Genomic DNA, 26,324 nt, shown 5'->3' with positions numbered 1-26,324 from the left:
GGTCGTACAATTAAAATTCATCATCAAAGTGAATATGCAATGAAAAACCCGCTTCAGGCCCCTTAATATCCACTTGATAGACTTCTTCAGTATTGACACCCTGCTGGTAATATTTGCCCCCATTGTACCGAAAATCAAACCCTACTGATATATAGTAGGTCAGAAAATACTCCATTCCTAATTTAGCATAATAGCCATATCTTATTGCGGTCTGTGGCTGCCCATAAGTAGCGCCTTCCCCACCACCATAAAACATCTCTACATCATTATGAATCAAGTATTGATTGGCTCCAATTCCGCCAAAAATGCGGACATTTCCATAATCAATATCATCCTTGACATACATCAGCCCTAAGGAAACTGGTACTATAGTCTGTCTGTTCTTTCCGCTGAGCACCCTTCCATCGGAAAACTGCGTCTCTCCAGAAAATTGGCCTCTCCAAAACCCTACTCTACCGTCTAGAGCAAACTTCTCAGTAAGGGTCAGTTCACCACTTATGCTTGGCATGATAGCACCTTTAGAAAAACCGCCTTCACCAGGGTAATCGGGCAAAAAGCCTCTCTCGTCCATTCCACTATAACTTCTGAGCCAATATGATACCCCTATCCCTAAATTGTTAAATTCAATTTGGGCAAATGAAGGGCTTGAAATGCCTAAAATAAAGGCAAATAAAAGCAGGATTCTTCTCATTATTTAAATAAACTTCGACGACAAGCGACATTTGCCCCCTCGTATAGAGCGCCTAACCTTGACGTATGCTATTTCCGGTAAAGATTTGTGTTATCATTTAAAAAGAAATCAGCCATGTACTGCCGATACTCAACTGCCTTAATCATTATCTCACTTCAAATAGGAGAAAATGTGTACCATTTTGGTTTTCAAAAAATAACTAAATATGAACATAGACTGTATCTTCATGGGAAGTAATCACCGCAAGAGAGCGGAGAAGGGCATCCCTTCTCCGCCTATCTCCTACGGCAATACAGTTTTATCCATATCAAAACATCTTATCCACTAGTTGGATGCGAGATTAGTTGCCTGCACCTTGATCATGACAAGCGGCCAAAGCATCTTTCAGTACTTCATTTGCCTTATCCACACACTTGTCATATTCTTCCAAAATCTCTTGGATGCATTCATCGCGAGCTTCAAGTGCTGCAAGTTTTTCTTCGGTAAACTTATATTTAAGTAATAATTTACCTTCGCTGTACCAAGTATCCACTTGCTGTCTGGCATATACACCATAGATAATGGTGAAGTATTTTAACACAGCACCTAATTCGGGATTGAAACTGGACACTTGCTCGGCCACACCATAAAGGGCAAGCACAGTGAGTTTAACGGTAGCCAGTTTTTCCTCATACTTTTCGTCAAGCATGTCAGACCGGGAATCGTATCTATCCTCAGCTTCGTCCAATCTTCTTTCATAATTCTTCTGCGCCTTCTCTATAGCCTTGTCCCGTTGCTTTTTTAGCTTATCTATCTTCTTATCATAGGCTTTTAGTGCAGCTTCAGTACATGGTCCATACACATTCTCAGTTCTCAAGGTGGCATCATCAGGCATGGTCACCCTTAGCTGACCTTCCTCAGGAAAGGAGATTTCAGTGTTCATGGCAGCATAATCATCCGAATAATTGATCTTAGGCAATAAGCTCAACAAACCCGGAGAAATATTTTCCAAGGCACTAAGTAGCTCGCCATATTCACTGGAAAGTTCATTTCCGGAATCAAAAATAGCGTTAATGTCCTCTTCACTTAGGTTTTCTGCTTTGGCTTTGAAGTCAGCAGACAAGTTATTTGAAAACGCTGCGATATCATCTAGATTACCTTGAGTGGCTGGATCAATTTCACTTTCACCATTGACATTTCCCAAATCGTCGATTACTGAAGAGGTACCCGGAGAGGTCACCACATCACCGATCTCAGGTTCTACCACTTCTGGCTCTGGATCTGCGACATCAGGAATATCAGGCACTGCCTCAAATTCCTCCTCTTGAAACTGATAAGGGTCGGTGGACTCCATCTCTTTGGTTCCACAATTGGTCATGAACATAAGAACCAACAGGAAGCTAAGCCCCGTCAGCCCAAGTCTTTGCATTTGTTTCATTTTCATTGTATTAATGGTTTAGATGTTAGAAAAAGGATTTTTACTGTAGAATATTATATCGTCCTATACGAGCCTTGCAGTCTCTTGAAAAATTTCAACCCAACTAGTCAATAACTTGGAGTTATCTAGGCTATCCCACCTATCCAACTTAGTATTATAAATTCCTCCGCGAGAAAACAATTACTCTCATAAGACAAAATTTGATGATAAAATATTATTATTTAAACTTCACGGCTCTATTTACAAACCGTCTATAAAATCTTGCGAAAAAACTACTCAAATTTTAAATACACTCAAAAATACTATTCATATTAAGTATTTCCAACCTGATTTTAGTATTTAAACAATATTATATAATACTTTAAACAAATACATGTATAGTAAGTACGAATGGTATATTTTAGAAAACAAACGGACTTAAGACCATAAACTTCACGAAAATTTCATATATAATACCCACTAAAATCAATTACCACATAGCGGGAACAAACTCAAATACTTTATTGAAATACCTGGAATACAAATGAAAATAATTGGTATACAATCCATGATCTCTGCAAGCTTTGAGATTTTCCCGATTGATGGTCCAGTTGTTTTTAAAATACTGTGTACTGACCCCTCCCGTACGCATCTTGATCAAATCAACAGGCATATACGCATAGGTCAACCCATGTTTGTACAAATACCGGAGCAATAGCTCAAAATCTGCGGCTATCCTATAATCAGTCCTGTAGTAGCCTAACTCCTCAAAGTTCTTTTTATAAGTAAAGAAAGTGGGATGGGCCGGCATAAGGCCCTTTTTAAATAAATTATGGTGAAATCGTTTTGAGGAGTAATATCGTACGGTTTTCTCCAAGTTTTCGGGAGAAACAAAACGGACATCCGCATAAACACAGTCCTTCCCGGTACGCTCAAAACAATCTACCACCAAGGAAATCGCATCATCACGGTGATAAAAATCATCCGAATTAATAATCCCGACTACGTCACCTGTAGCAGCTCGAATCCCCTTGTTCATGGCATCATACAGTCCATTATCAGGCTCAGAAATCCAATAGGTGATGCACTTTTCATTTTCTTTGATAATATCCACGGTACCATCTGTGGAGCCTCCATCAATAATAATATATTCAATATCATCGTATAGCTGACGGCAGACACTATCGATGGTATCTTGTAAGGTAGCTGCAGAATTATAGCAAGCTGTAATTAAAGAAACTTTCATGGTGATGTGTGGTAAAAATTGTAAGATGAAATAGTAGTCCTCAATACATCATGACATGTAAACCCGAATGAAATCTTAGGAATCGCTGTGAGTGCTGAAAGTGCTAAAAAACCAGTCAGTTTACGGAATGATTTTGAAGGGAATTCAGGTCGTCATAGATAGACTAGTGCATTTTGGGTTGATATGTTAAGATGAAAATAGGATGTGAAAATGTCTGGAGATCGCCATTATAACCATCTAATGCATATTCCGGCTTAGTGGTCATTCAATAAATAATCCCAGCCTATATTTCCCCTTTTAAGTGATAGTACAGCGTTCCAAGCCATTCTTTTAGCAAGTATTCCCAAGTCTGTAGGCTATGAAAGCTGGGAATAAAAGCATGGATCATGGGCTTAGGAGTCCTACTTTCAAGTGGATCCGTAGCAAAAGTTTCCACTTGGAAACCTTGCTTTTCAAAACATTTTCTGGCTCGGTAAAGATGAAAAGCCGAACTCACCAGAACAATGTCCATCGGCCAGTCATGCCGAATAAAAATATCTCGGCAATAACGGGCATTTTGTGCTGTATTCGTTGATGTTGATTCGGCCACAATGGGGTTTGGAATCAAGTCTGTATTCGTCAAAAATGATTTAATAAAACTCGCTTCTGCCAACACGTCTCGCTTATAAAAAGCCCCTCCACTGATCAAAAGCATATTTTGATTCGATTTTTGTAGCAATTCCAATGCTCCGAACAACCGATCACCTCCTTTATGAAAAATCGGCCTCTCCATACCAGGTAGCGACTCTGCCATCCCCCTAGTACGACCACGGGTCTCTGGCCCAGTTTCACATCCTTGGCTGAACGGAGCTCCGGCTCCCAGATTTTTGCCACATGCATGGACATAAATGGGTTCGAGAAAAACACCAATACCGCCAATGCAGCCCAGCAAAATCTATTTTTTATTTGACGGTTACGGAAGGCCAAGCCCGCCAATAACAACACCATTGCCCATAAAAGTGGATTTAACAAGGCAATAATAAATTTATCAAACCAAAAGGCCAAGAGAAGCAATACTTATGCGTTGGTTAAACTTCAACTAGGCTCTTTTTGGGAGACAGTTCAATTTGATAATTACGTTGTATATAATCCCTTATCAAGGCAGGGTCATTGCCACAGGCCTTTTTTACCTCATAAACCCTTGAATCTACAAGAGTCCGGTACCACCAGCCTTGAAAAAAGTGCCACATGAAGCCTTCTTTGCCCTCTAAAAAACCGCCTTTTAGAATATAGCGATATAGGAAATAGGCAAATGACCGCCAAAATAAAGGTTGCTTGGAGTATTGCTTCTTCCTACTTCGTTTAATGCTGGCCTGTTCGTTCAATCCCCCATTATCTCTCTCCCGGCCTATCAATTGATATTCCAAATCCAACAATTCAATCGCTTCTCGGGTCGCATAACCATTGTGTTTTGTGGTCCACCAAGCTAGATTATGGAGGTTATGGTCCACAAAATCGTGTTCAAATGTCACGGACTTCCCTTCTAATAAATGGATATGCTCATCCATCCATCGCTGCTCGCAGACAGCCTTTCCCCTCCTGAACAACCGCAATAAGGTGACAGGATAAGTTCCTCTCTTGACCCATTTGTCCATAAAAATATGCCTTCTTTTGAAGGAAACACCCGTGATTTCATCGGGTTGAAGTGGAAGTTTGGCATTGATTTCATCTTGCAGCTCGTCGGTCAGGTATTCATCTGCATCCAATCTCAAAATCCATTCGGTCGTTATCGGCAAATGCTCAAGCGCCCAGTTAAACTGGGCTGCTTGGTTACCTGGCCAGCGATGCTGATATACCTCACCGCCCATGGCCCTCGCAATTTCTACCGTATCGTCAGTCGAAAAGCTATCCACTACATATACGCTGGATGCTACCGTAAAGGCCCGCTCAAGGCATCGCTTGATGTGCTTGGATTCATTATAAGTCAGGATAACAACACTTACTTCGGAATTCATAGCAAAATTTCCTCTACTGTTTTTTCACCTTCTAAAACTCTATCTTTGATAAACTTGGCGGGATTACCTCCCACAATGGTCCAAGGAAACACGTCTCTAAAAACAGCAGCCCTAGCTCCCACGATCCCTCCTTCACCCACCACTACTCCAGGGCCTACAAAAGCATCTGCCGCCACCCAGGCCCTATCCTCTATTCGTATCGGCTTAGTCACCAATGGATTGCTCGGCAAGGTATAGTCATGAGTAGCGCTGCATAAGTGTGTCCTTTGGGAAACAGTGACCTTCGACCCTATGCTGATCTTACCCGGGTTATAGATCATGGCACCAAAACCTATGGCGACCAGGTTCCCCATTTCCAAATTCCAAGGAGCCCAGACTTTTATAGTCGCATTGACCTTACATCCTTTACCTATTTTACTGCCAAAAATCCTTAACAAAAATATCCTAAAACCATTAAAGACGGGCAGGTTTAGTGGTCGGAAGAAAAACATCCAGGTAAAACTCCAAAGTAGCCTTCCCAGTTTGTTCCGAAAACTCAGGTTATTTTGATACTTCTGATAATTGCTCATTTTTTAAAGCAGTATTCAAATAATTAATTGAACTTTGGATTTTCTTTTCAAGCTTCTCGTTTACGCTTACATAATCAATTTCCCGGATTGGATCAGGAAAAGGAGCATCTACATACAGTACTCGCTCTTCCAGTCCCAAAAATGCCAGCAGATTCAATTGTCTACTGTTATTGGTTTTCTCTTTTTTAAGAACGGAATAAAAAGGGACATTGAAATTCAAGGAAAAACAAACACCGTGGAACGAAGTGGTAAGGACAAATGAGGCATTCAAAAACAGCCCCAAAAACTCTTCCGGCCCGGCATCAATCACGTTAATAATCGATTTGTCAGTATCTTCCCTAGAAGCGTTTTTGCATAATCGTACGATAGCCAACTGACGCTCCTTGGCAATTTTATACGCCAACGAAGTGATGTACTCGGCATCCGTAAGGGCATAGATCAACACGTACTGCCGACCGATTTCTGGAGAGACGGCGATTTGGCTCCAATCCGTCCTATCGAGAAGAAAGGTAGGATCCAGTACCCAGTCCACTTCCTTATTGGCCATTTCCCGTATCAGCTGTGTTCCGGCTTCTTCCCTTACGGCCAGTTCATCAAATCCATCGATAAGCTGACGGTAGGTCTCATGATATCCTGTGGGAATTGAATCCACTCCAAAACTGGAAGCGTAACTGATCTTTCGGGTTTCCTTGGGCGCAAAAGTCAAGAAATAAGGTTCTATATTAGATCCTGAATTGGGATTCCATACCTGATCACTGCCCACCACAAACACATCATAGTCAAAGCCTTCGAAGGAATAAAGCTCATCCATACTCCTAAATTCCCTGGAGAGGCGGTTGTGCCTGTCATGGAATCGGGAGAATTTTTGGTCCCGAGCCACTTTGGCCTTCCAGTAGGGAATGGCTTTGATATCGGCAACTATCGGATACAGCCTTTCCTTTAGCTTTTGTTGGAAGCTTAATTGGACAAACGGCCGGGACTTAGAAGTCCTCTTATGGCGGGGATGTTTGTAGAAAAGATAATTGATGATTTCGACATCATGCCCCCATGATCTGATCTTCGCCAATAAAGCATACGCCTGGAGTTCTGCCCCATAGTTATTGACGTTCAAAATGGTGATTATTCCTACTTTCATTTAATTATGAATGGTTAATATATTAGGGGTAGTATATCTTCTGGAAGCTGGCACCTCAAACTCTTCAGGAACCAATCCACAACTTACCATCACGACAAAAACTTCTGATTTGGGGATACCGCAGATTTTACGCAAGCTTTTCTCCTTTTCCGGAGACAAATTACAATTCAAGGGACAAGATGCGATTTTATAAAAATGCAGGGCATATAAGAGGTTCATTGTAAATACGCCTCCGTCGACATAAGGAGCTTTATTTTCACTCACACCATGCCAGCACTGCAAATCTGATGTGACAATGATCAATTTATTGGCACGATCACCAAACCCTCTGTTGCCCCCTTGTATGGCCAGTATCTCACGCACCAAATCACGATCTTTATAAACATGAACCCTAACAGTCTGCCTGTTACAGGATGAAGGAGCATTGGTCGCTAAATTTACCGCCTTCTCTATCTTATCAACAGGCACTTCTTTTTCAGGATCGTAGTTTCTAACACTTAAGCGTGACCTGGAAAAGTCATCAAATGAAGCCTTGGATTGAGCATAATAATTACCTTCTGAAAATCTCTTCTGCACGGTATTGGCAATAGCAGGAAACCTTTGTTCAAGCGATGTTATTTGCTTGCTGATATTCTCATCTATCTGGTAGTCATTGCGGGTATGAAAATCCTTATACTCCTTCACTACTCCAATGGCGCAGCAAACCTGTTCGTTGGTAGCACCATATTGTTCCACATAAGCATTTATACTTTCCAATAGTGCATGCATTCTGGCCACGCCAAACCCTAGCCTGACACTGGGCATCGTCAGTCCCTTTTCTATCACGTGGTAATCTGCAATTATTCTACTTACGAGCTTGACTGAGGTATCTTCCCTGGCCACTGAAGAATGTTTGGTGTACTTATAAAAATCCAAGGCATAAACCCACAAAACCCCCAAATTCAAGAGTGAAGGAAAGTGTTTTTTGATTACGGCATACATGTTTTATATATTAAAAATTCAGTAAATGATTACTTACAAAGCCCATATATTAGATTTCTCTTCTACTTCGCTGGGTCAATTCCTTCAATGCCCCTATTTACATAACATCTCAAAATCAAAAGCATTTTGGTCGTGTGAATTCTCCAGCATTGCCCTGTGCTTGTTCAGGTCTTTATGATCATCAAAACGGTCTTTGAGTTTTCTGGCAGGGACACCTGCATAGACCGAGTATGGCTCCACATCCTTGGTAACGATCGACCCCATAGCGATAACGGCTCCATCTCCTATCGAAATCCCAGCTTTTATTTTTACATGAGCACCGATCCACACATCCTTTCCTATATTGGTGGGACTTAACAGCCCTCTTCCCGCAAAAATGATAGGAACGCCGGCCTTTAGGTAATCATGGTCCCCCCCGATAATGGACACGTCATTGGCCAACATGGTATAGTCCCCAATGGTCACCTTGGGGTATATAATGGAATGCGGGCCAATATACGCGTACCTCCCCGCTCTCAGATCACCGGAAACCCGGACTCCTTTTCCCATATAAAATGTCCTGTGAACAAACTTTAATTTTTTTTGACGACGCAAAAGCGCCATTCTAGTGTTTCTGTAAAACTTCCTTATGATCTGCTTCATCCAATATGAATTCCTTAATCGCATTAATTTGAAAAGTAGGGGTATAATATGTGTCGATGACCTTAAAACAGTTTAGCCTGACCTCATCCCTATCCCAATCATTTTCAAGCCATTCGTATATTTTTTTTGCCAAATGTTCATGATCACCCTTGTCAAAAAAATCACCCGTTACCCCTGGAGAAATGGCCTCAAACTCGGGCATTTGAAACTTAAAATCATTATGGGTAATGACCGGTGTCCCATAAACCATGGAATGCATTGCAGTCAACCCTACATTTCCCGGAGCTACGCAGATATCCGCATTATAGATTAAATTGGCTATGTGGGATTCATCGTATAATGCGCCATAAAACCAAACCCGGTCGGAAAGCCCAAATCTAGCCGCTTCTTTTTCCAAGAAACTTCGCTCTTCCCCATCACCTACCAAGATTAAATTAACTGGCTGATGGTACGAAATCTCCAACCTCTTCATCGCTAGGATCAGCATTTCCAGCTTTTTAACTTTCGAAAGCCTCCCAATAAAAACCAATACAGGGTCACTATTGCCGAAATGGTCCCTATAAATAGTATCTACCCTCTGTTTTTCCCGAAGGTTTACTTGCAGGGAATAGTCCAAGGAATTATAAATAACTTTTAATTTTTTATCCGAAAACCCTTCTTTGACCATTAACCGCCTGGCATAGTCGCCGTACAGCAACAATCCATCTGCTAGACCAAAAAATATTTTCTTTACGATTTTCTTTGTTGTCGACTCATTCCCATACCATCCATGGGTCCAAAAGTAAATTTCTTGCTTATTTGCCTTACACCAGAAGGCAAGAAGCCATGTCGAGAGACAATAATACTCTCCCAATACGATGAATTTTTTATAGGGCTTGTTGCCTAGTGCCAAAGCTCCTTTTTGCCAGTAAATCGGTGGCAATAACTTAACGTTCTTGACTTCTTTTCTGAAATTCTTTAATAATGAATAATCCATCTTTCGGACGTCCCCCATCTTATCTCCGAAATAAAAATCACAGGACAATTCCCTGTCCATCTCAGTAAACACCCCTTCTCTGTAGTGTTGGGCATAATTATAAATTAGGCAAATTTCCTGTTTAGAATTCATTCCATTTTTGAATTTGAAGTATAAGCCGACCACTGGTAAATCCGGGGTGAATTCTGGTAAACATTCCTAAATGAAAATCTAAACAACCTCCCAAACAAATACCCTGAAAACGGTGCTACGAAGGAATACTGAATAAAACTACCATCAAAAAATGTAGCAAACAGCAACACTGGGATACATGAAAGTACAATCATTAACTCTTCACTATAGCCTCCTTTGGGTAAAGACAGAAGCACCATAAGGTTTTTCACGTAACTGGAAACCATCCATAGGATAAATACCACCATCCCAAAAGCACTAAATGTATATAATAACTCAAATAGAGGAAAATCCAGTGTGCTACCTCCATGATCTCCTACAGAAAAACTCGACCCTCTCGGGAAAAAACCTCTTGGAAAAATGCATTCCGCAAAATAATCAAGCAACAATCCCAAGTGTTCATACCGTGACCCCTCCGATCCTCCATCCTCCATTGCTATCTGAGTTTTATAAAAGACCCTTTGCCACAAATAGAAATGATTTTCAAGCAAATATTGTTCGATCAAGGAGATATTGGCCCAGGCGAAAACACCGACAACAACAGCTACAAACATAAGGCTTAACGACTTCCCTTTTCTATAGAGCATAAGGATCAGCAAACCGAAAACCAAACTGATAACAACCTCTACGATCTGTCGACGAAGCCCCGAATAAAAAGCCAATACAATAGCGATTCCTAAGCAAATTAAAAACAAGATCACTTTCTTCTTCACCAAAGGATAAATGACAAATACAGAAAGGGCAATAAAATTAGAATACCCCCTTACTTCCTCTTGTCCCAACTGAAGAACAAGCAGGTAATTACTAAATCCACTTCCAATCACGGCTCCTGCCGAAACCATAAATAGTGATGTAGTATCTATCTTGTCTATCCTAGAAAAAAGTAATGCAAAATAAAATATATAAAAGTAAACTCGTGAAGTGCCTACTACTGCATAGACATCCCCACTGAACATAATTCCCAAAATGATAAGTCCCAAAAAAGCAATGATAAAACCTCCAGTAACAGGAGAAGTCCTTAAATAAGTAAATTCCTTATATAACACAGGGATAAATAGACAAGCAAAAACCTCTGGAACTCCTATGGGAAAACCCAATAGATGAGACAAATAGGTAGAAAAAGTGGATAAACAGATAAACCCAAATAAAAAGTACAAACTGTATCTGAAGAAGCTACTTTTCATGAAGTCATCAGTAAATCAGCAAAAACTTCTTGGCTGCCCTTCTTAACAAATTCTCCTAGCCGTTCTCGTGATGGACGAAACCTAACCGCTCTGGGAATGGCCGCTCCTAATTCCACGGGGTCTACGTTATTTACCAATACACCCAAGCCTTCCCGCTTTACGATATGCCCCAAAAGCCCCTTGTCTACAGTGACCACTGGCTTTCCGGAGTTGGCAGCATGCCCTAGTATTCCGCTACTGGCCTCGGGGTTTTTATAAGGCATCAGGACCACATCACACCGATCAAACAAACTCTTCATCATGTCATTGGACACAAACTGTTCGTCCCATATAATCTGGCAATCGGTTTCTTTTTGGCAGGCACTGATGGCTTCATTCAATTTGACGGATTCTGCTTTGCTCCTTACCTTTCCCACGAGTAACAGCGTGTAATCAGCCTGTGCTTCTTTATCAATATACCGGGTAGACGCCAATGTTTCGTAGGTGCCTTTCCTGTCTCCAAGTGAACCTATATGGAGTAGTATCTTTCGGGTAGGGGGGATTTTGTAATGACTGTAAATATCAAACCCTTCTAAAGGCTTCAGGTTGGGGATTGGGTCGGAGAGCATTTCAAAAATGCTGGTCCTGAAAGTTGTATTAAGAAAATCCACTGTCTGATCATCGTTAAGGATAAACACTTTGGTCAGCCGCTTGTTTTTGGTGTACAGCCAAGTGGTCAGGTACTTTCGATAGTACTTTAACTTATCCTTTAAATTGCCCCTTTCCATTCTAAAGAACTGCAAAAACAAAATTCCGCTGATACTGTATCGAGGCCTTTGGTAGGAAAGCGCCAACTGGATCGTATTAAAGTAAAGGGCAATGACATGATCTGCTTGGAATGTCGTGGCATATTTATCCATTATACGGAATTCAGCATTCGACCGAGAGGCCATATTACCTTGCGTGATTTTACTGATTTCTTCTTGGTGAAGGCCTATCCATTCTATCTCAGGGGAACGCTTTGCTTTGTGCCTAATATCCGGAAACCTAGAAGCAAATTCAGGATGGACCACAAATGTCACCTTCATACCTTGGGGTCTCTGGTAAATATGCTCTACCAAATGCCCGATATACTCGGAATGGTGTCCCGTCAACTGCGGATCAAAAACCAATATCATATTATCCTCCAACCTTCATTTTACTCAACACCCTGTACAATACCACCTTGGCCATTTCAGATATGGCGAAGACTTTTCTGCTCGAATAGAGCTTTTTTCCCTGTAAATAAACACTGCTTTTGGGACGTAGATCATGTAAGTACCCAAGATCATATATCTCCCCTTCCAGGGCATGGTACAGATTGTCCTCCAAGGGGATCAGCTTATTGCTACACTTCAAAATTGGATTATCGGAATGCTTCATACCAAAAACCAGTTCGTTCTTAAAATTATGGAGCCGCTTGGTACCATAGAGGTCAAAATCAACCGACATTTCTTTACCGGTTTGCTCGAGGAATACCGAACGTGAAAGAGGCTGAAAGAAACTATCATAGCTGATGTCTTCATTTGGAAAAGAGGAAAATTTCTGTTCCACAGGTTGCTTGTTTTCTCCCACCAAGGCTACATTATTGGTTCTGGTGTCATGTTGGTGGTGTGTCCCTGCTCCGTCCATCAGTGTAGTGTAAGACTTATAAGGAAACACAAAAAAGCGATTGGTGTCTACCAAATAGAGGATATGGAATTTTTTCCAGGAGTTTTTCCAGTTTTTCACTTGGTCGGGAGCATTTATACCTTCTATATCCACCTTGGCAGTATACCATTTACGAAACTCCCTCCATTGACTCCTGGTCCAGATCTGGCCCCAAGAAGACGACCACTGCATAAAATAGGTTGCTGTTCCTATGTCTCTCGGGTAAAACTTAAACCACCCCAGCTCTTCGTATTCATAGGCATATAATGAAATCCCCGCAATCCTGCTTTCGCTATGGTAAAACTGAATGGCATTGCTCGAAAATTCATAAAACTGGGGAGAAACGATCAGGTCGTCTTCCAAGATAACCACCGAGTCATAAGTTTCGGTCAAGTCGCCGCATTGTAAAATATGCGCTTTTAACCCCAGGTTTTCTTTTTGGACCGAGACGATTTTCTTTCCATATTTCCAGTCATACTCCTCCGCAATCCCCACCACTTCATCATGTCTGGGTCCATCGTAATAATCGATACTGATGATAAGTGTAATCGGTTCTGACGGATATTTAGCAGCAGCAATACTCTTCAGTAATCGCAATAACGATTGGGGGCGGTTATATCCTATAACGACTATCGCTGGATTCATTTTTCTACGATTTCCCACACTTTATCCCACATTTCATGGACTTTCCTTGACTGCTCCACTGAAAATTTCTCCAACTTTATCACACTTTCAGGAACACAGGCCAATTCTTTTCGAATTCGCTCCTTCAAATTCTCATATTTTGTATTTAGATCCAGCACTCCGTCAGTTATTCCATACTCGCTAAAGAGCATTTCATATTTATGGTTCCAGCTAGTAGAAAGACATGGTACATTTTGACTCAAGGAGCTCGCCACCCCATGAAACCTTGAAGAGATGGTAAATTTAGAAGCTCCGATTACCCCTTTTGTAGCTAGCGCATCCAAATCTGAAATAACTGTAAATCTATTATCAAAATCAGCATTCAGCCTTTTACATATTTCATAATCCCCCTTCCCTTCATGATTGAGAATAAAAACATCTTCACCTAATTCAATTAAGCACTGAATGATATTTTTAAAGAATTCAAAATAACTCACATTACTTTCAGATACATGCGTGATCATTTTTTTATTTGGTATGACGCAAACTTTACCTTTGGCATAGTCAGCATAAGAACTAGCTGCTCCTTTTGTAACAGAAGTAAAGTCTGGATAACACCAAACTCGTTCAGGTTCTACACCTGCATTCAGCACGTGCTGTTTGGAGATAGTTTCTCTGGCAATAATGATATCACAATACCTATTCACCATTTCTATAGAATCTATTCCTCCCTTCGTATTAAAAGGCCCCATGGCCTGGGGAAGTAATATGATTTTGGTCCCCGCTTTTTTTAATGATTCATAATAGCCCTTCCAGAGATCCATCTTCCTTGTCGAATATTTCCATTGATCAGAAAACTGAAAGCCTCCTGCATCTAAGACGATATCAATGTCTTTTAAAGCATAAAAGTTAGAAAAATAGGTTGTGTTAATATTCATTCTGCCTAACAAGGCCCTAGGCACTTTGCCATATTTCATTGCTGCACGCTTCTGGATATTTAATTTCTTGGGCAATCCCACACTATCGGTAAAAGGCACATTTGAATTATAGATTATTTGATAGGATTCATTCTTTTTTCTTATTTGCTCTACCACGGAGTGTAGCATCAACTCTGCTCCTTTATTCAACGTGTTAGTGCCATCAATTTGAATAGTAACCTTTTTCACCTAATTATATTTTCTGAATTTTTCTATTGATTTCTTTTCTGAATAAGCGACTTTTCCAATTGGATCAGGAAACCCAACCGCCATACACATAATGGGACGTTGGCTTCTATCTAAATTTAAAATCCTTTCCATCTGCATTTCCAAATGCTCAATATCAGGCCAATTAATGGAGCAAGAACTTACTCCCAATGTTTCCAAAGCCAACATAAATGACATATTAGCCAAAGAGGCATCTATATATATCACATGCCTGTCTCTTTCATCGAAATATGCACCAAGATTTCCTACTACCACTATAAGCATTGGTATATTATGCTCATATCCTCTGATACCCATGGGTAAAGTGGTCACCTCTTTAAGCAAATCTGGATCATCAATAATCCGATATTCAAAAGGCTGACGATTGCAGGCGCTAGGTGATTGATTAGCCGCCAATATTGCCTTATCTATAAGTTCGCGAGGCACAGGCTTATTTAAAAACCACCTGACAGACCTCCTGTACTTAGTTAATTTGTAAAACTCCTCGTAGGTAATATTGCTCTTGTTTTGCTCTTGCCTAGCATAAGGAATATACTTCATCTTATCCGTGCAGCTATCATCAAGCCGAAAGCCGTTTACTTTGTTTTTAAACTTACTCTTTAGTGTTTCCACTTTTTGGTGCGGACCAGAAGTAGTAAAATACTCCTCCAATACTTCATAGAACCACTTATACTGTGCGTCTGTCTGTATTTTATTTGGCTCCCAGATATTAACAAAAGCATCCACGGTCTCCCCTATGTAATCCAATCCAAAGACGGGTTTTCTCGGCCTCATTAACAAGCCTTTTTCTAATCGATGGGTATTACGAATAAGGGTATAGATATTGGCCTTATTAATACGTAAATCACGTAAATGCGCGACCTTACCTTTCAAAACAGCATGTTGCTCCCTTCTGAATTTATTGGAAAAAAGTGCATAATATATACCACTCATCACTGGTGAGTTTACAAATAAAAATGGTAATCTATTATCCTTAACACCAACAAAAATATTATAACCTTTTGTCAAAAGTTTTTTCATTATTACGCCATAAGTTTTACCAACTTGAACAAATTGTCCTTTTCTTTCACTACTATACTTCCATAAGAAATCACTAAAAACACCACCGCCGGTATAAAAAACCCAACATTGGCAATAGTGTTTTTCAGAATGTATACACAAACAGAACTAATTGCTACTGCCAGTACCGGGTTCACCAAAACCCCTAACAGCTCCTTGGCAGAAAGCCCAATGTGTTTTTTTAAAACAATCATTCCGGTAATCGACAACGCCAGTTTATTGATCAATATAGCTACTGCTGCCCCTACCAAACCAAACTTCGTGATCCCTATTATCAGCCCAGGAATTAATATAAAACAGGTCAACCCCATTATGATCTTCATTTCCAACTTAGGTTTTCCTATACCACGGATGATAGACCCGAAAGAATTAACCATTAAATGTATCATGATGGCCAATGAGAGCAATTGTAAAGGAATAACCGCTCCCACCCATTCGGCTCCAAAAAACAACACTATCTCATTGGCAAATAACATCATAAAGCCCATTAATGGATACAACATAATGGCATTAAGATGTACAATATTTAAAAAGTATTTTCGCAAGACACCTTTATTTTGTTGGTGTTTGCCGAATACTGGATACATCACTTTGTTCAGTACACTACTTACTGTCTGTCTAACCTGCTCCGTCAGTGAAAAGGCCAAAGTATACGTACCTAATAAACTAGATCCCAACATCTTACCTATCAATAAATTATCAACATTATAGGTTAACGTACTGAAAATCTGTGTCCCAGAAGAATATGCTCCAAAACCAAAAATGCTCTTAAACTGATCCTTTTTCCATTCAATTTTAGGCTTCCAGTTTGTCGCAGAAAAGAGGGTCGGCAATGCCAAAATGGGCGCCAATGCATTATTAACCACCAAGGCCCAAACGCCAGCGCCTAAAAAGCCTGAGATAATAGCTATTACCCCAGCGATTAAAACTGCTATATTCAATGCCTTAGTAATAACTTTAAAGTCCATGCGACGGGTAAGGATAACCGTATGAATCATACCAAATGGTTTAATTAAAATACCAATGCTTAACACAGGTATTAATTGGATCAATCTTGGCTGACCATAAAAGTTTGCTGCAAACGGCCCAATCAAAACACTCATAATTGCAAAGACCACTAGCCCCCAGCCTATCCCAGTCCAAAATGCAGTAGAATACATGGGCAGGACTTCATCATCATTTTCACGCTGAATAAGTGCAGCGGACATTCCTATTTCAGATGCGGCAGATGCTACGGCAATAAAAATCGAACACATCCCGACAAGCCCAAACTCTTCGGGAAGGAGTAGCTTAGCCAAAATGAGCTTAATCGAAAACCTGAAAGCAGTCCCTATTACAAACTGAATACTGGTCCACTTAACACCAGAAACTATCTTCTTTGCCTCCAAATCTAAATCGACTATTAATTAACCCCATGTCCCTCTACTCTGCCTGCACCAATATCTTATGGCCGCCTTCTTTCAGGTACAGGTCTCTCAGGAAGAGGGCCACATCTGCTTCCATCATGTCATTGACCAAGTCGGCAAGGTCATATTCTGGGGTCCAGCCTAGTTTTTTATATGCTTTCGTGGCATCACCAATAAGGAGGTCTACTTCAGTAGGACGGAAGTATTTGGGATCAACATGAACGATGGTATCGCCAATTTGATTCAACTGATAAGTCTGTAGGATATTCCCAGTAGCTTCTTGGTATTTCAGTGCATCGATGTCCTCCAATATCCCCACTTCTTCCACTCCTTTGCCTTCAAACCGCAAGGTATATCCAACAAATTCAAATGCTCGCTTAACAAACTCCCTCACGGTAGTGGTCACTCCTGTGGCGATCACCCAGTCCTCTGCCTTCTCAGCCTGTAAAATCATCCACATCATCCGAACATAATCCTTGGCATGCCCCCAGTCTCTCTTCGAATCTAGATTTCCCAAGTACAGCTTATCCTGAAGCCCCAAGGCGATCTTCGCCGCTGCCCTGGTGATTTTTCTGGTCACGAATGTCTCTCCCCTTAACGGTGACTCGTGGTTAAACAAAATACCATTGGAAGCAAATATATTATACGCTTCCCGGTAGTTGACCGTGATCCAATAAGCATACATCTTGGCCACCGCGTAAGGCGAGCGTGGATAGAAAGGGGTATCCTCTTTTTGCGGAACAGCCTGTACCAGACCAAACAGCTCAGAAGTGGACGCTTGATATACCTTCGTCTTCTCTTCCAGTCCCAAAAACCGTATCGCCTCCAAAATCCGTAACGTCCCTATACCATCTGCATTGGCTGTATATTCCGGAGTATCAAAAGAGACCTTCACATGGGACATCGCCGCAAGGTTATAAATCTCATCAGGCTGCGTCTCCTGAATGATCCTGGTCAGGTTCATGGAATCAGTCATATCCCCAAAATGAAGGATCAACTGAGGATCAGCTGTATGTGGATCTTCATATAAATGATCAATACGATCCGTATTGAACAAGGAGGACCTACGTTTAATACCATGTACTTTATACCCTTTGCTCAAAAGCAACTCTGCAAGATAGGCCCCATCTTGGCCTGTTATTCCCGTGATTAACGCGACTTTTTGGTTGGTGTCCATACTTATTTTGTGGTTTCTGTGAAATGATGATTATAAAAAAGTGCTATCTCTGGTAAATTGATTAAAGACAAAAAACGATATGTAATTAAGTGATCAGTCCTTTTCCCATAGGAAAAAATGACATTGGTATATGCTAGATCAAAAGCGTATTCATCTGCTAAAACTGTACTTCCTTGATTTGCTCACTGTTCTCCTTAAACCATTCATAGGTCTTAGAAATACCTTCCTCCAAGGCTATTTCGGCCTGCCAACCTTCACTGGCCATTCTGGACACATCCAGTAACTTACGTGGAGTCCCATCGGGCTTAGATGAATCCCAAATAATTTCACCTCTATGTCCCACCACCCCTTGGATCGTTTCCGCTAAAGATCTAATGGTCAAGTCTTTTCCTGTACCCACATTATAAAGGCTCTCTTTTAACTCCCCTTCCACTGCAAACAGTACTGCCCGCGCAAGATCTTTCACATGCAAAAATTCCCTCATCGGCGTTCCTGATCCCCAAAGGGTAACAGGCAAATTGCCTTGAATTTTGGCTTCGTGAAACTTCCTGATCATAGCAGGAAGGACGTGGGAAGTATTCAAGTCAAAATTATCAAATGGTCCGTACAGATTGGTGGGCATCAGTGCCAGATAATCTTTGCCATACTGTCGCTTTATGGCTTCGCATGCTTTCACCCCAGCAATTTTTGCTATTGCATACCATTCATTGGTCGGCTCCAGACTACCCGTCAGCAAATATTCTTCTTTTAAGGGCTGACTGGCTAGTTTGGGATATATGCAGGAGGATCCAAGAAAAATAAATTTAGAAACTCCGTTGGCATAGGACGCATCTATCAAGTTGTTCTGTATTTGGAGATTATCCATTAAAAACTGATAGGGATATGTATCATTGGCCAAGATTCCCCCTACTCGGGCAGCGGCATCGATTACCACATCCGGTTGGACTTCATTGAAAAAGGCCCTTACTTCATTTTGATTTCTAAGGTCCAGTTCACCACTGGTTTTTCCAATAAGACGTGCATACCCTTTGGCCTCCAGTTCTCTCCATATAGCAGCCCCTACCATCCCACGATGACCAGCGATATACACTTTCAGTTGCTTAATATCCATTAGTAATTTAAAATCATTTTAGTTATCAACTATCAAAAAACGGAACAAGCCATAATTTAAAACATATACACTTTAAATTAGCTTTTCCAGTGAAAACAATAGGTGTAAAATTTATTATTGTTTTTTTATAATTTTTTATAATTAGAAATAGTTTTATCCTTTTTAGTCTGATAAATATAGCTTCGCCACGTAAGCCACATAGTTTTATTAAAAATACTTTATAAAAAATAGTATTATTAAAAACTGAGGCTATTCTGGGACATTAGTTATAGCTGACATCATAAAAACCTACCTTCATCAGGGCACTACCTGATTACCACCTCAATGATATCAGTACAAATATGCACTTTTTAACTTGAAAAAACGCATTTTAAATATCTTTAAATGCTATTAAAAAATAAAATACCCGAAAACGAGTATTTTTGACAAATATTAATAAATATTCTTTTTTTTAAATAAAAATATATTATTCAAGTAAATGAACAATCGATTTACGATTATAAAACAGCTATTAGTCACTAAATTCATATATTTATATAGAATAATACAATAGTAAATATGCTCAAAACACATATATATTTTATATAATTTATTTGTTTTATTACATACTAATGAAACACTATCAAAATTATAAAAAACCATAAATGCACTAAAAAGCATTATAAATCAAAAAAATATACGTTTATTATAATTATATATATTTTTAAAAAACTTTATTCATACATAGAACAATTCGATAAACTTCAAATAATCAAAAACCACACTATAAAGAAATATCACCATAGTTTTCAAACAAAATCATATCAAAAATATTTACTATCAATAAAAACAAGTAAAATAAAAGAATTAGTTCAACTCTACACACCTTAACAATTGGCAGCTTCTTTCCCTTCCCCTACACCCATTCATTTAAATATGCATTTTGCGCGGTTGGCTTATGTGCCCAAGAATTCGCGGGGATCTTAATAAGCTCAGTTCGATTATAAGACCGTCTCCGTACAGTAGTCGGAACATGCACTGCGAGCCTGTCTAAAGCCAAAGGCAGGCTTGTCTGGAGCCAAACAGGGCTTAGGGGAGATTTGAGGGGATGGAAAAGGGGGTTCGCTATGACGTTTTTTACACTAAAATTAAGTCGAGCTCAGGTTATGAAGAAAGCGGATCGCCCCCAGAAAAATAGCTAGATCTCTGAAAACTAAAGATTATCGGCTACATTTTTGGTCGCCGCAGAGGATCAGATCCTAATGCCCGTGAGCCATGGTGTAGATAGGCTAATGCATAAACCGGGCAATATCGTTTAACCCGGATTATGCATTAGGAATCGTAGTGAGAGCTGAAAGTGCAAGAAAATCAGTTAGTTTGGAGGCATTAGCGTAGCACCGCTACGGTTATGCCGAAAACTAAAGTGAAACGGCTGATTTTGAAGCAGTTTAAGGTCGCAACAGATAGGCTATTGCATATTCCGGGTTCAATGCCGTTTAGTTAAGGGGATTTCCTTCTTTTCATATACCTAAGAGGCCTTTTTTTGATTGACTTTGGCTGGGGAAACCTGATCATCTTGGTGGATTTTATCCTTTTCCTTTTTTCCATTGATGAAAAAAGAAAGAAAAAAATCTAGGCCGGTGGTATGCCCTTTAAAATGGAACATGGATTTACCCTGCGACCGAAATCCGTCACCCATTTTAATTTCCACCCGATGGCTATGACCTAAAAGTGAGTGGGTCTCGCTGTTCCACGACGCGAGCCAACTCCCTTTCTTAACGGCCTCCACCATCGGCTGGAAAACAGGCATACCAAGGGCCGTAATAAGGAAGCGATACCTTTTTTTGGCGCAGGGGGGCTTATAGTTTTCGCTCAACTCGGTTACTTAAGAAAATATACCACTACATGGAATAATGATGATAATTTATCCATAAGAAACTTATTAATCGGATCCGCCTTGCAGGTATTGGGCGTTAAGAAATTAAAAAGCGGGTGAGCAAAAAGGCAGGCTTGTTTGACGAAATACTAGCCAAAAAGAATGTTGGCAGCTAGAAAAGGAGGAGTTTACCTGCATGAGGGAAGGTTTTAATTTTAGGCCAATAGATGCACAGCGGCGGGGTTTTTTGGTCACTTTTTTGACCTGAAGCAAAAAAGTGACAAAAGTAAAGAGATGAAAACCATCTTGGAATTTAGCAGAAAAACAATAGAACCAATATTTCCAGGTACATACTAACTAAACGGCATTGATTCCGGGTTTAATCAACTTTCATGCGTTAGCCTGATGGCCATGGGCGGCCAAACAGGCTCACCATAACGGTGCCATGAGTCAACCTCTAAACAGCCGGAAAAAAAACAATGTTAAGAACATGCAAAGCCCCCATCTGACGGTTCAGCGTAAATTAAACAAAGAATTTCAGCCTATCATGCCCTACGCACCTAGCCCTTTGCCAATAGCTTCTTCCACCAAGAAACAGGCTGGTCATCATGGTAACCGTAACTTCTACCATAGGTGTATCCATAGCCATATCCTCCCCTTCCATTGAGATGAATGTCATTTAGTAGACCGTAGAGTTTTTTCACCCCTCCCTTTTCACTAAGCTCGTTTGCGAGTTCCACATTTTCTCTTCTCGAATATTGCTGGCGGAACACAAAGAGGTTAATATCCGCATATCGAAATAGTTCTTTAGTTTCAGAAACCAAGCCTACAGGAGGGCAGTCGAGTATCACGACTTCATACTGTTCTTTTACCTCTTTCATAATCTCTTCGAACCTGTCCTGGAGCAAAATTTCAGCAGGGTTTGGTGGAATAGGGCCTGACAACAGTATGTCCAAATTGTCCATTCCGCTTTGCTGAACGACCTCTCTCCAACAAACATCGGTACTCAAACACGTACTTATCCCCCTGTCATTTTTAAGTTTGAAATCTGACGCAATCTTGGGTTTTCTTAAGTCCAGCCCCATCAGCAAGGTTTTCTTTCCCTTTAATGCAAATGCCGAAGCGGTGTTGACACTACAAAACGTCTTCCCCTCTCCTGACACAGTAGAGGTAAACAAGATAGTGAGGTGCTCTTTGTTTTTCGGGCTTAGGTAGGTCATATCTGCCCTGAGGCTTCTAAATCCTTCCGTCACCGATGATTTGGGCTCGGTAAGCACAGGCACAGAGGCTCCATACTTGGCCCTGCCTATTTTGGCCACCACGGGAATCTTCGTCAGCTTTTCGAGCTCTTTTACATCTTGGATTTTCACATTAAAAAAATCCCTAAGCCCTACAAAACCCAACGGAATAAAAAAGCCCAACAACATGCCCAATAAATAATTTACCTTGGTCTTGGGAGCTACGGGTAGGTTTCCTGCCTTTGCCCAATCCAGGACAGAATTGTTGGGTGAATTGGAAGCTCTGGTGATCTCTGCCTCTGCCCTTTTCTGGAGCAGATAGACATAGATGTTTTCATTGATGGTAAACTTCCTTTGGATCCCCAAAAGACGCCTTTCTGTCTCAGGCAGTACATTGATCTGTTGCTCCACCTGACGGATATTTCCTCCTAGTTCACCTATCATCGACTGGGTGTTTCTTATCGCCGAACTCACATTTTCCCTGAGTACATTCTTTGTATTATCGATCTTGTTTTTGATCTCTCTCACGGCCGGAGTTTCATTGGAATAGTTGGAGGACAATCGTACACGTTCAGCTTGAAGTTCCCCCAGGTTCAGCACCAGAGAGTTTAGCAAAGGATCCGAAATCCCCACAACAGAGGGGACCAATAGGTCGCCTTCATTATTATGGTCTAAGTAGTTTTGGAGCGTCTGATAGTACTTTAGATTAATCTCCATCTGGGACCGTTCGGTTTCGAGTTCTTGCATCCGCTCAAAAATCTGGTTTCCCTCTTCACTAAGATTAAACACTTTATTTTGTGTCCTATATTGCTCCAGCCTATCTTCAAAAAAAGTCAGTGAATCCGTAATATCACTCAGCTGGTTTTCAATAAACCTGACTGTATTATCGGAAGTACGGTTCTTTTCATTGAGTTCTCGCTGAAGGTACACTTCCATCAGTGCATTGAGATAATCTTCCCCGAGTCTTCTCACTGGAGTTTCCAATTTGAGACTAAGAATGGACGCTTCCTTATTGATGGGCCCCGCCATCAATTCGTTTTTATAACGCTTCGCGAGAGACGGTGTATCTTGTAATCGAAACAAAAATTCATCTCCTGTCTGTGCGGAAACATTCTCGACCTTAAACCTAAAGTTCACTCCTTCGATCCACTCCCCGTATGCGTACTCACCTTCATTCAGGCTTATGTTTTCTATAGTTGTTTTATAAAACGGGTCACCGGGATTGAATGTCTGGAAATTATCCTCTTCCAATGTCAGAATGAACCCCTCACCTTCACTTTTAACCAATTTCATCACTCCACCTACCATTTGAGGGTGATTCCAATCCACCTCCACGAGCATGGACTGATTACCGTACACAGGAACCATCCCAAGGACACCCTGCTTATAAACTTGGACATTTATATTAAGCTCCTGGACGGCCTCTTCTGCAAGTGTATAGGATTTTAATATCCCAATTTCATTTTCAATATTACTGGATGATTTCACCAATCCAGTATTTTCAAAAAGATCCATGGACATCCCACTGCTCTCGTCCTTGATCAATACCGTGGACTCCACAGACCAAATCGGTGTACTGTACCTATTGACAAAAAATGCCCCGGCCATTCCCAAAAACACAAATAAAGCGATCCATGGCCAATAACCCAGGTATTTTACCAAAATAGACCTGAAATCAAAAGTATTCTCGTTGTTAAATTGAAAAACAGGTGATGGGGCACCTGGGTTATTTTGAAGATTATCCATAATATTTAATTGCTCAAATTAATTATTAACGCCACTGCTGTAATAGCAGAAAAAACCAATGCAAGGGTTTGTGCGGTATTCTCACCAGTTCCGATTTCCCTGACCTTCATCGGTTCAGCATAAATCTGGTCATTCGGTTGGATAAAATAATAGGGAGACTGAATGATACTCCGGTCGTTAAGGTCCACCATATGAAGTTTCGTTCCCTCAGGGTACTGCCTTATAAGCATCACCTCATCACGTTTGGCCACGACAGTCATATCACCGGCATTGGCAATGGCTTCAAAAATCGTCATCCGATCCTGCAGCACCACATACTTACCAGGCTTACGAAACTCACCAAAGGCCGTATACCTAATTCCACCTAGCTTTACGCGTACATAAAGCTCTGTATTGACATACTTCCTGAGCGATTTTTCAATGGCCAAACGAGCTTCTTCCAGTGACATATCCTTTACCCTTACATTTCCTGCCAAAGGCAAGCGGATATTACCATCCTTATCAATAGTATATCCCGTCATATAGTAAATATCGCCACCATTCTGCCCCATACCACTTCGGTTCATCGTATTCCCTTCTTCCCCCGCACTAAACCCCTTTTCGATCATGTCCTCAGCCGTAAGCACTTTTACGTCGATGATATCATTATATTGGAGCTTGTATTCTGGAATTTGATAACTAAGCAATTTATCTTCTTCCAATTCGGCTTTCTCTTCCTTATTCTGTAGATAAGTCACCTTTTTATTTGAAATACAGGAGTTTAATGAAAACACCGCTAAAAACACAAAAGGCAAAAAATAATTCTTCATGTGCATTTTTATATATTTAAAATGTATTTTCCGTAAATATATAAAACTTGAATTCAAATAGACAGGAAAAAGTAAATTTTAATAATTTATACTAATCATAGGCAATATATACCTAAGTAAATGCTGTTTAGGGAATATTGAACATAACAGAGGTCGGTCTACGTCTTTTTACACTTTGACCAGCTCACACAGCCAGGCGCTGGATAATCTAAAACCGAGGGGAGCAATGGTTAGATATCTGCTCTATCTGACCAGACAGGTCCGTCCAGTAGGGCACCAAAAAATCAAGGCATAAAAAAACCCGGTCAGCATGAACGCTACCGGGTTTTTAGATTTATTTTAGAAAGGTATTAATCAACCTTTTTTCGCAATATAGGCAAGTAGGTCTACCACTTTATTAGAATAACCCCACTCGTTGTCATACCAAGATACCAGCTTCACAAACTTGTCGCTCAATTGGATACCAGCACCAGCATCGAAAATAGAAGTTCTGGAATCACCAATAAAGTCATTGGACACTACTGCATCTTCAGTATATCCCAATACACCTTTCAGGTCTCCTTCAGCAGCTTCCTTCATTTTGGCACAAATCTCTTCGTAGGAAGCAGCCTCCTTAAGTCTTACAGTAAGATCCACTACAGACACATCTGGAGTAGGTACACGGAAAGCCATTCCTGTGAGTTTACCATTAAGCTCAGGGATCACTTTTCCTACCGCTTTGGCAGCACCGGTAGATGAAGGGATGATGTTTTGTCCAGCACCACGTCCACCTCTCCAGTCTTTCATGGATGGTCCGTCCACTGTCTTCTGCGTAGCAGTAGTTGCGTGTACAGTAGTCATCAGGCCTTCTTCGATTCCCCAGTTGTCATTTACCACTTTGGCAAGCGGCGCTAGGCAGTTGGTAGTACAAGATGCATTGGAAACAAACTGCATATCAGAAGTGTAAGAAGATTCATTTACTCCCATTACGAACATAGGTGTGTCGTCTTTGGAAGGAGCAGACATAACCACTTTCTTGGCACCCGCTTCGATATGGCCTTGGGCTTTTTCTTTGGTAAGGAAAAGACCAGTAGATTCTACGATATATTCCGCACCGATGTCAGACCACTTTAGGTCAGCAGGATTTTTTTCAGCAGTCACACGGATAGCATTTCCATTAACCACCAACTGGCCGTCTTTCACTTCTACTTCACCTTTAAACAAACCGTGAGTAGAGTCATATTTTAACATATAAGCCATATAATCCACATCGACAAGGTCATTGATACCTACGATCTGAACATCATCTCTTTCCTGAGCTGCTCGGAACACCAGTCTTCCTATTCTTCCGAATCCGTTAATTCCTACTTTAATCTTTGTCATTTTTAATTAAGGTTAATAGGTAAAATTATGTTGTTTTTATAAATCCTTCGTCTCACTCCCCACTTGCTAACATTCCAAA

General features: G+C 40.7%; 22 protein-coding genes. All 22 read right to left on the bottom strand.

All coding sequences use genetic code 11. The features are described 5' to 3' along the window. Positions 1 to 10: 10 nt before the first annotated feature. Positions 11 to 691: an outer membrane beta-barrel protein gene (locus DN752_RS21930; RefSeq protein WP_112785966.1), complete on the bottom strand. Its 681-nt coding sequence runs from the start codon at positions 689 to 691 to the stop codon at positions 11 to 13. A 340-nt stretch (positions 692 to 1,031) separates the two neighbouring features. Beyond that, entirely contained in the window at positions 1,032 to 2,114 is a 1,083-nt protein-coding gene (locus DN752_RS21925; protein WP_112785965.1) for a hypothetical protein, read from the bottom strand. 463 nt (positions 2,115 to 2,577) lie between these two features. Further along, complete coding sequence (locus DN752_RS21920; RefSeq protein WP_112785964.1) at positions 2,578 to 3,333, bottom strand: glycosyltransferase family 2 protein; 756 nt, start codon at positions 3,331 to 3,333, stop codon at positions 2,578 to 2,580. Between the two features lie 283 nt (positions 3,334 to 3,616). After that, positions 3,617 to 4,264, bottom strand: coding sequence for a YdcF family protein (locus tag DN752_RS21915; RefSeq protein ID WP_112785963.1), 648 nt, complete (start codon positions 4,262 to 4,264; stop codon positions 3,617 to 3,619). 136 nt (positions 4,265 to 4,400) lie between these two features. Then, positions 4,401 to 5,327 carry a glycosyltransferase family 2 protein gene (locus tag DN752_RS21910; RefSeq protein ID WP_112785962.1) on the bottom strand — a complete coding sequence of 309 codons (927 nt, stop codon included), beginning with the start codon at positions 5,325 to 5,327 and terminating at the stop codon, positions 4,401 to 4,403. Further along, positions 5,324 to 5,896 carry an LbetaH domain-containing protein gene (locus DN752_RS21905; protein ID WP_112785961.1) on the bottom strand — a complete coding sequence of 191 codons (573 nt, stop codon included), beginning with the start codon at positions 5,894 to 5,896 and terminating at the stop codon, positions 5,324 to 5,326. The genes DN752_RS21910 and DN752_RS21905 overlap by 4 nt, the downstream gene beginning before the upstream one ends. Continuing rightward, on the bottom strand, positions 5,868 to 7,031 hold the full coding sequence (locus DN752_RS21900) for a polysaccharide pyruvyl transferase family protein (RefSeq protein WP_112785960.1): 1,164 nt from the start codon (positions 7,029 to 7,031) through the stop codon (positions 5,868 to 5,870). Before DN752_RS21900 ends, DN752_RS21905 begins: the two co-directional genes overlap by 29 nt. Beyond that, complete coding sequence (locus tag DN752_RS21895; RefSeq protein ID WP_112785959.1) at positions 7,032 to 8,012, bottom strand: nitroreductase family protein; 981 nt, start codon at positions 8,010 to 8,012, stop codon at positions 7,032 to 7,034. 93 nt (positions 8,013 to 8,105) lie between these two features. Next, entirely contained in the window at positions 8,106 to 8,561 is a 456-nt protein-coding gene (locus tag DN752_RS25275; RefSeq protein ID WP_317048508.1) for an acyltransferase, read from the bottom strand. Between the two features lie 55 nt (positions 8,562 to 8,616). After that, positions 8,617 to 9,762, bottom strand: a complete 1,146-nt coding sequence (locus DN752_RS21885) for a glycosyltransferase (RefSeq protein ID WP_245949357.1) — start codon at positions 9,760 to 9,762, stop codon at positions 8,617 to 8,619. Beyond that, positions 9,759 to 10,985, bottom strand: a complete 1,227-nt coding sequence (locus tag DN752_RS21880; RefSeq protein WP_112785957.1) for a hypothetical protein — start codon at positions 10,983 to 10,985, stop codon at positions 9,759 to 9,761. The genes DN752_RS21885 and DN752_RS21880 overlap by 4 nt, the downstream gene beginning before the upstream one ends. Continuing rightward, entirely contained in the window at positions 10,982 to 12,142 is a 1,161-nt protein-coding gene (locus DN752_RS21875) for a glycosyltransferase (protein ID WP_211324074.1), read from the bottom strand. Before DN752_RS21875 ends, DN752_RS21880 begins: the two co-directional genes overlap by 4 nt. Position 12,143: 1 nt before the next feature. Then, positions 12,144 to 13,298 carry a glycosyltransferase gene (locus DN752_RS21870; RefSeq protein ID WP_112785955.1) on the bottom strand — a complete coding sequence of 385 codons (1,155 nt, stop codon included), beginning with the start codon at positions 13,296 to 13,298 and terminating at the stop codon, positions 12,144 to 12,146. Next, entirely contained in the window at positions 13,295 to 14,443 is a 1,149-nt protein-coding gene (locus DN752_RS21865; RefSeq protein ID WP_112785954.1) for a polysaccharide pyruvyl transferase family protein, read from the bottom strand. Before DN752_RS21865 ends, DN752_RS21870 begins: the two co-directional genes overlap by 4 nt. After that, a complete protein-coding gene (locus tag DN752_RS21860; RefSeq protein WP_112785953.1) occupies positions 14,444 to 15,502 on the bottom strand; it encodes a nitroreductase family protein in 1,059 nt (352 codons plus the stop codon). 2 nt (positions 15,503 to 15,504) lie between these two features. After that, positions 15,505 to 16,929, bottom strand: a complete 1,425-nt coding sequence (locus DN752_RS21855; RefSeq protein WP_112785952.1) for a lipopolysaccharide biosynthesis protein — start codon at positions 16,927 to 16,929, stop codon at positions 15,505 to 15,507. A gap of 34 nt (positions 16,930 to 16,963) precedes the next feature. Continuing rightward, the gene (gene gmd / locus DN752_RS21850; RefSeq protein ID WP_112785951.1) at positions 16,964 to 18,124 is read right to left on the bottom strand and encodes a GDP-mannose 4,6-dehydratase; all 1,161 of its coding nucleotides are present in this window, start codon (positions 18,122 to 18,124) and stop codon (positions 16,964 to 16,966) included. A 157-nt stretch (positions 18,125 to 18,281) separates the two neighbouring features. Continuing rightward, positions 18,282 to 19,235 carry a GDP-L-fucose synthase family protein gene (locus tag DN752_RS21845; protein ID WP_112785950.1) on the bottom strand — a complete coding sequence of 318 codons (954 nt, stop codon included), beginning with the start codon at positions 19,233 to 19,235 and terminating at the stop codon, positions 18,282 to 18,284. Positions 19,236 to 20,742: 1,507 nt separating this feature from the next. Continuing rightward, a complete protein-coding gene (locus DN752_RS24615) occupies positions 20,743 to 21,024 on the bottom strand; it encodes a hypothetical protein (RefSeq protein ID WP_162633308.1) in 282 nt (93 codons plus the stop codon). A 626-nt stretch (positions 21,025 to 21,650) separates the two neighbouring features. Beyond that, on the bottom strand, positions 21,651 to 24,074 hold the full coding sequence (locus DN752_RS21835) for a GumC family protein (protein WP_112785948.1): 2,424 nt from the start codon (positions 24,072 to 24,074) through the stop codon (positions 21,651 to 21,653). Between the two features lie 5 nt (positions 24,075 to 24,079). Next, complete coding sequence (locus DN752_RS21830; protein ID WP_317048507.1) at positions 24,080 to 24,883, bottom strand: polysaccharide biosynthesis/export family protein; 804 nt, start codon at positions 24,881 to 24,883, stop codon at positions 24,080 to 24,082. Between the two features lie 354 nt (positions 24,884 to 25,237). Continuing rightward, positions 25,238 to 26,245, bottom strand: a complete 1,008-nt coding sequence (gap, locus tag DN752_RS21825) for a type I glyceraldehyde-3-phosphate dehydrogenase (RefSeq protein ID WP_112785946.1) — start codon at positions 26,243 to 26,245, stop codon at positions 25,238 to 25,240. Positions 26,246 to 26,324: the final 79 nt, after the last annotated feature.

Origin of the sequence: Echinicola strongylocentroti (assembly GCF_003260975.1) — a bacterium.
In the GTDB taxonomy this organism is placed as follows: domain Bacteria; phylum Bacteroidota; class Bacteroidia; order Cytophagales; family Cyclobacteriaceae; genus Echinicola; species Echinicola strongylocentroti.
Note: the sequence above shows the minus strand (reverse complement) of the source record. Positions and strands in the feature narration are given on the sequence as shown.